Source organism: Polynucleobacter sp. HIN9 (assembly GCF_030297635.1).
GTDB lineage: Bacteria > Pseudomonadota > Gammaproteobacteria > Burkholderiales > Burkholderiaceae > Polynucleobacter.
Genome location: NZ_AP028140.1, coordinates 1,608,655 through 1,619,284, shown reverse-complemented (window position 1 = coordinate 1,619,284; position 10,630 = coordinate 1,608,655). Strand labels below are relative to the sequence as shown.

Below are 10,630 nucleotides of genomic sequence, written 5' to 3'. Positions count from 1 at the left end.
CTACGCCAAAATTGATTGTGCAAAACCCATCAGATCCTCATGGATCTGAGTATTGCTAGGTAACTCAGTCCTCTTAACATCGCGACCTTTCCCTGTTAGGACCAAGTGCGGACTGGCGCCCAGAGCCGTTCCTGCCAAAAGATCGCGCAATGAGTCGCCCACGATCGGAACATTGCTTAATGGCAATGCGGGATTTGCGGGACTTTTTAAATAACGGTTTGCAATTTGCTGCATTAAGCCCGGTTTAGGCTTACGGCAATCGCATTGATCGGCATCGGTATGGGGGCAAAAGAAAATACTATCAATCTTGCCGCTCAATGGTTTAAGCAAATCCATCATTTTTTGGTGCATCGCATGCAATTCGCTTAAGGTGTAATAACCGCGTGCAATGCCCGATTGGTTGGTGGCAATAGTCAGGGTATAGCCTGCCTGAGAGAGTAATGCAATCGCTTCTAAGCTATTAGGAATCGGGATCCACTCATCGCATGACTTCACATAATCGTCACGATCTTGGTTAATCACCCCATCACGATCCAAAATAATGAGCTTATCGACTTTAACGGTCATGCAAGTTTGCCAATATCAGCAACTAAATTCATTTGTTGGTGGAGGCGCTGCAGTAGAGCAAGACGATTATTTCGAAGCTCGATGTTCTCATCCATTACCATAACATCTGCAAAGAATTGATCTACTGGATCACTGAGTGAGACTAAGTCTTGCAATAGATCAATTAATTGTTGGGCTTGGAGCTTCTGATCGAGGCGCGGTTGCAGTTGAGTAAGAGCCGTGTATAAATTCTTTTCTGCTGCAATCGTGAGCAAACTTGGATTGATCTCTGCACTCACTTTGCCATCAACCTTCTTCAGGATGTTACTAATTCGCTTATTGGCTCCAGCGAGCGCGGTCGCTTGCGGTAATTGATTAAAACTTCGAATGGCTACTAAACGTGCAATTAGATCATTGAGTTTTTGCGGATGGGTGCTCAGGACTGCATCAATTTCTAAGGGGCTAAATGTAGCGCCATCAACGGCTTGATCTTTTAAATATGCTTTTAATCGATCCAGAATAAACTGATAGATAACTTCTTCATCAACCTCGACCTTCAAAACTAGATTTGAAAACTGCTGCTTCGCAAGACCAATAAGTTGCTTGAGATTGAGCGGCAGATTCTTTTCTAGTAGCAGCCGGCAAATGCCCAAGGCATGGCGTCGCAATGCATAGGGGTCCTTATCACCTGTGGGAGCAAGACCGACACCCCAAATCCCAACAATCGTTTCTAATTTATCGGCAATCGCCAATACGGTTCCCACTAAGGTTTGTGGCAGAAAATCCCCAGCAAATCGAGGAAGATAGTGCTCATAACACGCAACAGCGACATCCGGTGCTTCATGATTGGCTAAGGCGTAGTACCGCCCCATGACCCCTTGTAGTTCGGGGAACTCGCCAACCATATCCGTTAATAAATCAGCTTTAGCAAGTTGTGATGCACGGTCAACCTCTTGAGGGTTAAGCTCAAACCCAGCTCGATTTAAGCTGCTAGCGATTTCACTGGCTAAGGCTCGGACCCGCTCGGAACGCTGTAACTGATTTCCTAATTGATTGTGATAAATCACCTTGGCCAAATCAGGAATGCGTGATTCCAAAGTACGTTTTTGATCTTGCAGATAAAAGAAGCGAGCGTCGGCCAAACGGGGACGAATAACGCGCTCATTCCCAGAAATAATTGACTCTGGTTGATCGGTTTGGATGTTTGAGACGATGAGGAAACGATTGCTTAGCTTGCCATCCTGATTGATCAAGGCAAAGTATTTCTGATTGGTTTGCATCGTCAGAATCAAGCATTCCTGAGGAACTTCCAAAAACTCAGGATCAAATTCGCAGGTATAGATCGCCGGATACTCCACCAAGGCGGTCACTTCATCCAAAAGAGCATCTGGCATTAAAACTCGTAGGCCGTTGGCAGCCTTTTGTAGCCCCGATTCAATGTAAGCCCGGCGTTTGGTAAATGACGGGATAACTTTTGCAGCCTCAAGTCGGGGCTCGTACTGCTGCGCGTCACTAATGGTAATAATTCCGGGTGATAAAAAACGATGCCCTTCGGTTTGATTGCTAGCATCAATTCCCAAAGCATGAATTGCAAGTGTCTTCGATCCGTGCAGTACGATGATGCGGTGTACGGGTCTTGCAAATTGAACTTCCTCAATTGCACCTGATTGCGTTTGAATCTGGTAATGCATCATCTTTGCGATCGGCAAATGATGAATCGCATCGACTAGGGCCTCTTGCAATGTCGATTCAAGGCGTGCACCTTTAGCGATCGTATTTAAATATAGCGCTTCATTTTTACCCTCACCACTGCGTTCCAGTTGATTCAGTGGAGTATCAGAGTGACCTAAGCTTGCCAATTTTTTGGTAAGCGCTTGACTGGGCTTGCCTTGTTCGTCAAAGGCAATTGAGAGTGGCAAGAGTTTCTCGCGCACCGGATAGTCAGAAGCTTGATCCAAAACATCGCTAATCAGGACTGCTAGACGTCTTGGGCTGGCAAAAGACTGACAGGTGCTACTGGCACTTAGCAACTGTGCTCTCTTTAAACCTTCGTAGATTGACTGCGATAGGGATTCACCTAAACGTTTGAGTGATTTTGGGGGAAGCTCTTCGGTAAATAGTTCGAGCAGCAAGGGGAGACTGTTCATATGAAAATTAATGCCTTAATGCGCTTTAGTTTGCAACATGGGAAAGCCTAGTTGTTCACGTGATTCGTAATAGGCTTGCGCGACTAAGCGCGACAAATTACGAATACGACCAATATAAGCAGCACGCTCTGTTACCGAAATCGCCCCACGCGCATCAAGCAGATTAAATGTATGGGCTGCCTTAAGAACCATCTCATATGCAGGTAGTGCAAGCGATTGCTCCATGAGGCGCTTTGCTTCGCTTTCGTACTGATTAAAGTTTGCGAACAGGAAGTCTGTATTGGAGTGTTCAAAGTTATAGCGTGATTGCTCCACTTCGTTTTGGTGATAGACGTCACCATAGGTCACACCGTCCGTCCAGACGAGATCAAAGACGTTTGAGCAGTTTTGCAAGTACATCGCCAAACGTTCAATTCCGTAGGTAATCTCACCCAATACAGGTTTGCAATCTAAGCCACCCACTTGCTGAAAATACGTAAATTGAGTCACTTCCATTCCATTGAGCCAAACTTCCCAGCCAAGGCCCCATGCCCCTAAGGTCGGGTTCTCCCAGTCATCTTCTACGAAACGAATATCGTTTTGCTGCAGATCAAGCCCCAAAGCCTTTAAGGAGCCCAGATACAAATCCAAGATGTTGGCAGGTGCTGGTTTTAAAACAACTTGGTATTGGTAGTAGTGTTGTAAGCGATTTGGGTTTTCACCATAACGACCATCCTTGGGACGGCGTGAAGGTTGAACATAGGCTGCTTTCCAGGGTTCAGGACCAATGGCTCGCAAAAAAGTGGCTGTATGCGAGGTACCAGCCCCAACTTCAAGATCGATGGGTTGCAACAGCGCACAACCCTGTTGGTCCCAATAATCTTGAAGTTTGAGAATAATTTGTTGAAACGTTAGCATGCGACACAATGATTTTTTAGATAAGACCTTGATTTTACTCGGCAAACCAAGGACTCGTTAAAAAATCAATTCGGTCGTGTTCTTCCCCAATAGCCAATCCCCAAGGCAAAAAGTACCCAGATCAAAATCGGCCAATTACCCCAAATCACATAGGGCGTTCGTCCCTCAAAGGCTTGTACACGCAGCTCAAGCTCACCCTGCACAAATTGCTCAAGATCTGCCATGACACGTCCGCGTTCATCAATCAGTGCAGTGATTCCGGTATTAGTGGCACGTAAACTAGGTAGGCCGGTTTCGAGAGAACGCAATTGAGAGAGGCGCAATTGTTGCATCGGGGCTTGCGATTGGCCAAACCAAGCCAAGTTGGTCACATTCACTAAAAGATTAACTGGCTCTCTACTATTACGAATTCGGGTAGCGATTTCGTTACCAAAAATATCTTCGTAGCAAATTGAGATGGCCGCATAAAGCGGACGATCTGGATTAGAGTGGGGGCGAATTGAAAATGGTGCTTGATCAATCGATCCTCTGGCAAAGTCACTCATCGGCACTTTAAATGCATCTACAAACCACTGAAAACCCGGAGGAATAAATTCGCCAAAGGGAACTAAGTGATGTTTATCGTAGTGGTAGATTGACTGTTCTTTAGAAAAGCCACTGACTCGATTGGAATATTGAACCGCGGTATCGCCCTTAGCAATTTTGCCAATTAAGCCGAGTAATACGTGACTATCTGTTTCATTCACAAACGCTTGAATACGTTCAATCGACTGATCAGGAATATCGGTCTCAGGCCAAGGAAACGCGGTCTCAGGGACAATGATTAAATCGGCTGGGGCTTTAATAATTTGATCCCGATAAAAATGGATTTGTTTTAGGATTTCAGCGGGATTAAATTTGAGGCTTTGTTCAAAGTTCCCCTGAATCAGTCGCACCGTGATGGGTGAGTCTTTGGGGGTTGTGAATGACCACATTCCCAAGACCTGGACAATCGCAACCGCTCCCACTACGCCAGCGATATTTCGTAATCGAGGCCGACTCAATTGCAAGGCGGCCCAGATAAATAAAAAGGTACAAGCTAAACCGCCAAAGTAGGGCGCAATATTGGCAAAAGGGCCATTTACTTGCGACTCGGCAAAGCCCATCCACGGAAAGCCAGTAAAAATCTGACCCCGTAAATATTCGGTGAGTACCCAGGCCGAAGGTATCGCAAGAGATCGCCACGTAGAATGAGCAACTTGCTTTGCAATCAGATTAGCCAATCCAAAATAGACTGCCATGAGGCTAGCTAAAGCCAATACCGCGAAGCTCGATAGCCAAATTACCATACCGCCCACCTCATGCAGGCTGATAAAAATCCACCAAAGAGCGATTACAAAATAGCCAAGACCGAGTAAGAATCCATCCCGAAATGCCTGACTAGATTTTGCCTCGCTACTTCTACTTAGTATGAATAAAGTGTAAGCAAATAAGATTATTTGAATGTAGCCGCTAAAAGGAAGCTCGCTCGCGACCGCTAAGAGAACTCCTAAAAAAATAAGTAAGGCGCTATGAATAACGGTATTGGCCTGAAGACGACTACTTTGCAATTAAGAATCAGTGGCAGAAACGTTGGGGGTTGATATACGGCGCATTAGAAGGATGTGGACCTGACGGGGATCGGCACGTTGGACCTCGAATTCATAACCATCGATGCGAACCCGCTCGCCAAATTTTGGTACTCGACCCAGATGTTGAATGACCAGCCCGGCAACAGTTTCTACGTCTTCTGCCGAAAAAACCGTTTTTAACTCATCGTTGAGCTGTTCTAATTCGGTCATGCCCTTGATACGATAGTCGCCATTTTTTAAGACGGTGATATTGTCAGCATCCTCATCGATGTCATGCTCATCTTCAATATCACCAACAATTTGTTCGATGACATCCTCAATCGTAATCATTCCAGCCACGCCACTGTATTCATCGACCACAATAGCCAAATGGTTGCGGTTATTACGAAAGTCTTTCAGTAGAACACTTAAACGCTTTGATTCAGGAATAAATACAGCCGGCCGAAGCCAGTCGCGAACCTGAAAATCCTTTTCTGTGAAATGGCGCAAAAGATCTTTGGCTAAAAGAATTCCGATAACTTGATCGCGATTCCCTTCATAGACTGGGAAGCGCGAGTGGCCAGTTTTGACTACATCTGCAATGATTTGAGATAAGGGGGCATTGATGTCAATCCAGTCAATTTGGGCCCGAGGCAGCAATATATCGCGAGCAGATAATTCGCCAACCTGAAAAACGCCCTCGATCATCGAAAGCGCATCGGCATCCATGAGCCCATCGGCTTGGGCTTCACGAAGAGTCTCAATCAACTCTTTGCGCTGCGCTTTGGGATCAGAGGACTGGTCCGAAAAAAACGCGCTTAGACGATCAATCAGGCTATTAGACATAAATTAGTAGACAGCATAAAACATTTTGATGACAGTCCGACAAACGAATCTTTTTAGTAAGGGTTTGCAAAGCCAAGCGATTGCAATATCTTGATCTCTAAGGCTTCCATTTGTTTAGCATCTTTTGGCTTTAAATGGTCATAGCCTTTGGCGTGCAAGCAGCCATGAATTAAAAGATGGGCGAGGTGAGCCGCGAGTGGCTTTTGTTGTTCTTTGGCTTCTTTGCGCAGAATTGGTAAACATAAAACAATGTCTGCTTCAATTGATTTTCCCTGTGTTGGGTAGGAAAAAGTGAGGACATTGGTAGGCTTATCAAAGCCGCGAAAAAATAGGTTGAGATCATGGGCCTCGGCTCGATTCACAAAGCGAATCGTGAGGATTGCTTTACTTTGAAAACAGGCTCCAGCCCATTTACGAATTTGTGCCAAACTCGCTATCCTCAAAACTTGGCTTTGGAGGGCTTGGGTAGCAAACTGAAGATCAAGATTGAGGGTTTGGCTCATGAATCAATTAGACCTAAGAATGAATTATTTCACCCCGTAGGGTGTGCTTGAGAACCTCAGTCACTTTAACGTCTAGCATCTGTCCAATCCATTGATCAACTGAGCGTTGATCAGAATCACCCTCAGGAATAATGATATTGACCACGCGATTATTCTCTGTGCGCCCCAGCAGATGAGCCTTATCACGAGTCAAGCCTTCAATCAAGACTCGCTCATGATTGCCTAGCATTGCTTGACTAACTGTCAGCGCTTGAGAATCAATTTGCGCAATCAAACGTTGTAAGCGCTTTAACTTGACCTCATAGGGCGTGTCGTCTTCTAGATTGGCTGCAGGAGTACCGGGCCGAGAACTAAAGATAAATGAATAACTGTTATCAAACTGCAGTTCGGTCACCATATCCATTAGCTTCTCAAAGTCAGCTTCGGTTTCTCCAGGAAAGCCTACGATGAAGTCACTGGAAAGCGAGAGCTTGGGGCGAACCATACGCATTTTGCGAATAATGCTTTTGAACTCTAAGCTCGTATAACCTCGTTTCATGGCTGACAAAATTTTGTCAGAGGCGTGCTGTACGGGAAGGTGTAAATGACTGACTAATTGTGGAACTCGGTCATAAACATCAATTAGGCGTTGGGTAAATTCTTTTGGATGGCTGGTGGTAAATCGAATCCGCTCCAGCCCCGGTATCTCTGACATGTATTCGAGGAGCAGGGCAAAATCAGCAATCTCTGATGTTTGGCCCATAAGCCCGCGATAGGCATTGACGTTTTGGCCTAATAGAGTGATCTCCTTGACGCCTTGCTCGGTTAGGCCCACTATTTCAGTGAGCACATCTTCAAAGGGGCGAGATACTTCTTCACCGCGCGTGTACGGTACCACGCAGTAGCTGCAGTACTTGGAGCAACCCTCCATAATGGAGACAAAGGCTGAACCTTTGGTCTGACGTGAGCGCGGGAGATGATCAAACTTCTCAATTTCGGGAAACGAGATATCTACTTGCGATTGACCAGTGGCGAGTCGCTCATCAATTAGTTTTGGCAAGCGGTGTAAGGTTTGTGGGCCAAAAACAAAATCCACATGCGGGGCACGATTAATAATTTGTTTACCTTCTTGGCTCGCAACGCAGCCGCCGACGCCAATTAACAGATCGGGCTTTAATTGCTTTAGTTCCCGTAGGCGCCCTAGGTCTGAGAATACCTTTTCTTGGGCTTTTTCTCGGATAGAGCAGGTATTGAGCAAGATGACATCAGCATCTTCAATTTGATCCGTTTGGTCCATACCTTGTGCTGAATGAAGTACATCGGCCATTTTGTCCGAATCATACTCATTCATTTGGCAGCCAAATGTTTTGATATAAAGCTTTTTCATACGCCGATCTCAGGTTTATAGCTGGGGGCAAGACTCCCATTGTAGGCGATTATCGCTACGATTTAGGCTCTTGAAATCGCTGAAGGCGCCCCAATATAAAAGCAATCGAAATCAAGACCAAAGAGGACGCTTTCTAATGAGTGCAGTTAAAGAAACCCTTGGCTTTCAGGCCGAAGTAAAGCAACTTTTGCAGCTAATGATCCATTCCTTGTATTCCAACAAGGAGATCTTTTTGCGAGAGCTCATTTCAAACGCTTCAGATGCTGCTGACAAGCTACGCTTTGAGGCGATGAACCATCCGGATTGGTATGAGTCCGATCCAGAGTTAAAGATCAAAATTAGCTTCAATAAAGAAGCCAGAACCATCACCATCAGTGATAACGGAATTGGTATGAGCCGGGATGAGGTAATCGCCAATCTTGGAACCATTGCCCGTTCGGGTACTAAGGAGTTCTTTACAAAACTCTCTGGCGATCAGCAAAAGGATGCCGCTCTGATTGGTCAGTTTGGTGTTGGCTTCTATTCGGCATTTATCGTGGCTGATAACATCATCGTGGAAACACGACGGGCTGGTTTGCCCGCATCCGAAGGTGTGCGTTGGGAATCCCAGGGCGCTGGGGAGTTCACGATTGAAACTATCAATCGTCCTGAGCGCGGTACCTCGATCACCTTGCACTTACGCGAGGGCGAAGACGAGTTGCTTTCCTCTTGGAAATTGAAATCCATTATTCGTAAGTATTCTGATCATATTTCCTTACCGATTCAGATGCATAAGGAGGAATGGGATGAAGAAAAGAAAGAGCAAGTTACAAAAGATGAGTTTGAGACCATCAATCAAGCGACCGCCTTGTGGGCTAGACCAAAGTCAGAAATTACAGACGAGCAATACAAGGAGTTCTATAAACATATTTCCCATGACTTTGAAGACCCCCTAACATACTCGCACAATCGAGTTGAGGGACGCAGTGAGTTCACTCAACTCTTATTTATTCCCAAGAAAGCCAATTTTGACCTTTGGGATCGCAATAAGCGCAATGGCATCAAACTCTATGTCAAACGCGTCTTCATCATGGATGACGCTGAACAGCTAATGCCCATGTACCTTCGCTTTGTCACGGGTGTGATTGATTCGGCTGATTTGCCACTTAATGTTTCTCGTGAAATCTTACAAGAATCCCGCGATGTCAAAACTATCCGTGAGAGCTCAACCAAGCGAGTTTTAACGATGCTCGAGGAGTTGGCTAATAGTGAGGATACTGCTAAAAAAGAGCTATATGCTCAGTTTTGGCAAGAGTTTGGTCAGGTTCTCAAAGAGGGCATCGGAGAAGACGTCGGCAATCAAGAGCGAATTGCGAAATTAGCGCGCTTTGCTAGTACGCACACTGATTCTGCCGAGCAAACGGTTGCGCTTGCTGACTATGTGAGTCGTATGAAAGAGGGGCAAGACAAGATTTATTACGTTACCGGCGAATCCTATACCGCCGCCAAGAACAGCCCTCACTTAGAGATTTTCAAGAAAAAAGGGGTTGAGGTTCTGCTGCTATCGGATCGAGTCGATGAGTGGATGCTGTCGTATTTCCATGAGTTTGACGGCAAGGCCTTGGTATCGGTTGCAAAAGGCGGGCTTGATCTGGGTGCCTTGGCCGATGAGGCCGAGAAAAAGGAGCAAAAGGAAACCGAAGAGCAGTACAAGGATTTGATTGAGCGTATGAAAAAATCCCTTGATGGCAAAGTGAAGGACGTACGTGTTACATTGCGCCTGACTGATTCGCCAGCGTGCTTAGTTGCTGATGAGCATGAGCTCTCCGCAAATTTATTACGAATGCTCAAAGCCGCAGGCCAACAGGCCCCGGATAGTAAACCGATTTTAGAAATCAATCCGCAGCACCCGCTAGTTCTCAAATTAAAATACGAAGATAAGCAATTTGATGATTGGGCAACCATTTTGTTTGATCAAGCATTGCTTGCAGAAGGGGGTCAATTACAGGACCCTGCTGGATTTGTAAAACGTATTAATCAAATGCTTTTGGCATAAAGGATTGGGTATGAGAGCGGTGGTATCTCGATTTGGTAGGGGTAATTTTCAGCAGACCCTAGAGGTAGGTAATGATCATTTTGTCTCGGATGTTGCAAAAGACAAGGGCGGTGATTCTGCAGGACCATCGCCACATGAATATTTAGGCGCTGCCTTAGCTGCCTGCACAGGCATGACCCTAAAAATGTATGCCCAGAGGAAATCCTGGGATCTACAAGATGCAATTGTGACGGTAGATATCGAGCGAGAAAACGAGATCGAGAAATTCAAGCGTTCAATCAAGCTTGTAGGCATCACTGATGCCGAGCAATCAGAGCGATTACTTGAGATTGCCAATAAATGCCCTGTTCACAAGGCACTTATTGGCACGATTGAAATTAATACTGAGTTACTTTGAGCTCGATGAGGAGCTATTCGAGTTGGTAGAGCTTGCCTTGCCGGCTTGATAGCCTTTGTTGTATTGGGCTTGCTTGTCTTTTTCGTACATGTCATACACGTAGCCAGAGGCTGCACCAACTGCAGCTCCACCGACTGCACCCCAAATGGGGTTGCCATGGAAGATTGCGGCACCAACCGCTCCAGCGGTAGCACCGATTGCGCCACCCGATAAGGTGCGCTGTTGGGTGGTATCCATATTGGAGCAACCTGTAATCAACAATGCGGAACCAAGAATGATGGGTAATGATTTTTTCATGATCAAG

Annotated in this window: 10 protein-coding genes; 2 read left to right on the top strand and 8 right to left on the bottom strand. The window is 45.8% G+C overall.

Features of this window, described 5'->3' with window-relative positions; all coding sequences use genetic code 11:
• The 7 genes from gmhB to miaB form a co-directional block, all read right to left on the bottom strand.
• Positions 1-567 (bottom strand): D-glycero-beta-D-manno-heptose 1,7-bisphosphate 7-phosphatase, encoded by a 567-nt coding sequence (gene gmhB / locus QUE62_RS08120; protein WP_286261469.1) that lies wholly within the window; start codon positions 565-567, stop codon positions 1-3.
• Positions 564-2,693, bottom strand: a complete 2,130-nt coding sequence (gene glyS, locus QUE62_RS08115; RefSeq protein WP_286261467.1) for a glycine--tRNA ligase subunit beta — start codon at positions 2,691-2,693, stop codon at positions 564-566. Before glyS ends, gmhB begins: the two co-directional genes overlap by 4 nt.
• A gap of 15 nt (positions 2,694-2,708) precedes the next feature.
• Positions 2,709-3,590 carry a glycine--tRNA ligase subunit alpha gene (gene glyQ / locus QUE62_RS08110; RefSeq protein WP_286223538.1) on the bottom strand — a complete coding sequence of 294 codons (882 nt, stop codon included), beginning with the start codon at positions 3,588-3,590 and terminating at the stop codon, positions 2,709-2,711.
• Between the two features lie 65 nt (positions 3,591-3,655).
• A complete protein-coding gene (gene lnt / locus QUE62_RS08105) occupies positions 3,656-5,179 on the bottom strand; it encodes an apolipoprotein N-acyltransferase (protein ID WP_286261465.1) in 1,524 nt (507 codons plus the stop codon).
• Positions 5,180-6,025: an HlyC/CorC family transporter gene (locus QUE62_RS08100; protein WP_286261462.1), complete on the bottom strand. Its 846-nt coding sequence runs from the start codon at positions 6,023-6,025 to the stop codon at positions 5,180-5,182.
• A 53-nt stretch (positions 6,026-6,078) separates the two neighbouring features.
• On the bottom strand, positions 6,079-6,528 hold the full coding sequence (ybeY, locus tag QUE62_RS08095) for an rRNA maturation RNase YbeY (protein ID WP_286261460.1): 450 nt from the start codon (positions 6,526-6,528) through the stop codon (positions 6,079-6,081).
• A gap of 13 nt (positions 6,529-6,541) precedes the next feature.
• Positions 6,542-7,894 (bottom strand): tRNA (N6-isopentenyl adenosine(37)-C2)-methylthiotransferase MiaB, encoded by a 1,353-nt coding sequence (gene miaB, locus QUE62_RS08090; RefSeq protein ID WP_286261458.1) that lies wholly within the window; start codon positions 7,892-7,894, stop codon positions 6,542-6,544.
• Between the two features lie 136 nt (positions 7,895-8,030).
• Between miaB and htpG the strand changes: the two genes are divergently transcribed.
• Positions 8,031-9,929 (top strand): molecular chaperone HtpG, encoded by a 1,899-nt coding sequence (gene htpG / locus QUE62_RS08085; RefSeq protein ID WP_286261456.1) that lies wholly within the window; start codon positions 8,031-8,033, stop codon positions 9,927-9,929.
• A 10-nt stretch (positions 9,930-9,939) separates the two neighbouring features.
• Complete coding sequence (locus tag QUE62_RS08080) at positions 9,940-10,326, top strand: OsmC family protein (protein WP_286261454.1); 387 nt, start codon at positions 9,940-9,942, stop codon at positions 10,324-10,326.
• Here QUE62_RS08080 and QUE62_RS08075 read toward each other — a convergent pair.
• On the bottom strand, positions 10,318-10,623 hold the full coding sequence (locus QUE62_RS08075) for a glycine zipper domain-containing protein (protein ID WP_286223531.1): 306 nt from the start codon (positions 10,621-10,623) through the stop codon (positions 10,318-10,320). The two genes, QUE62_RS08080 and QUE62_RS08075, sit on opposite strands and share 9 nt — an antisense overlap.
• Positions 10,624-10,630: the final 7 nt, after the last annotated feature.

Bases quoted from the DNA above. Each gene is read 5' to 3' on its own strand.
- htpG (WP_286261456.1), top strand. From the start codon at position 8,031: ATGAGTGCAGTTAAAGAAACCCTTGGCTTTCAGGCCGAAGTAAAGCAA.
- glyS (WP_286261467.1), bottom strand. From the start codon at position 2,693: ATGAACAGTCTCCCCTTGCTGCTCGAACTATTTACCGAAGAGCTTCCC.
- gmhB (WP_286261469.1), bottom strand. From the start codon at position 567: ATGACCGTTAAAGTCGATAAGCTCATTATTTTGGATCGTGATGGGGTG.
- glyQ (WP_286223538.1), bottom strand. From the start codon at position 3,590: ATGCTAACGTTTCAACAAATTATTCTCAAACTTCAAGATTATTGGGAC.
- QUE62_RS08075 (WP_286223531.1), bottom strand. From the start codon at position 10,623: ATGAAAAAATCATTACCCATCATTCTTGGTTCCGCATTGTTGATTACA.
- QUE62_RS08100 (WP_286261462.1), bottom strand. From the start codon at position 6,025: ATGTCTAATAGCCTGATTGATCGTCTAAGCGCGTTTTTTTCGGACCAG.
- miaB (WP_286261458.1), bottom strand. From the start codon at position 7,894: ATGAAAAAGCTTTATATCAAAACATTTGGCTGCCAAATGAATGAGTAT.
- ybeY (WP_286261460.1), bottom strand. From the start codon at position 6,528: ATGAGCCAAACCCTCAATCTTGATCTTCAGTTTGCTACCCAAGCCCTC.
- QUE62_RS08080 (WP_286261454.1), top strand. From the start codon at position 9,940: ATGAGAGCGGTGGTATCTCGATTTGGTAGGGGTAATTTTCAGCAGACC.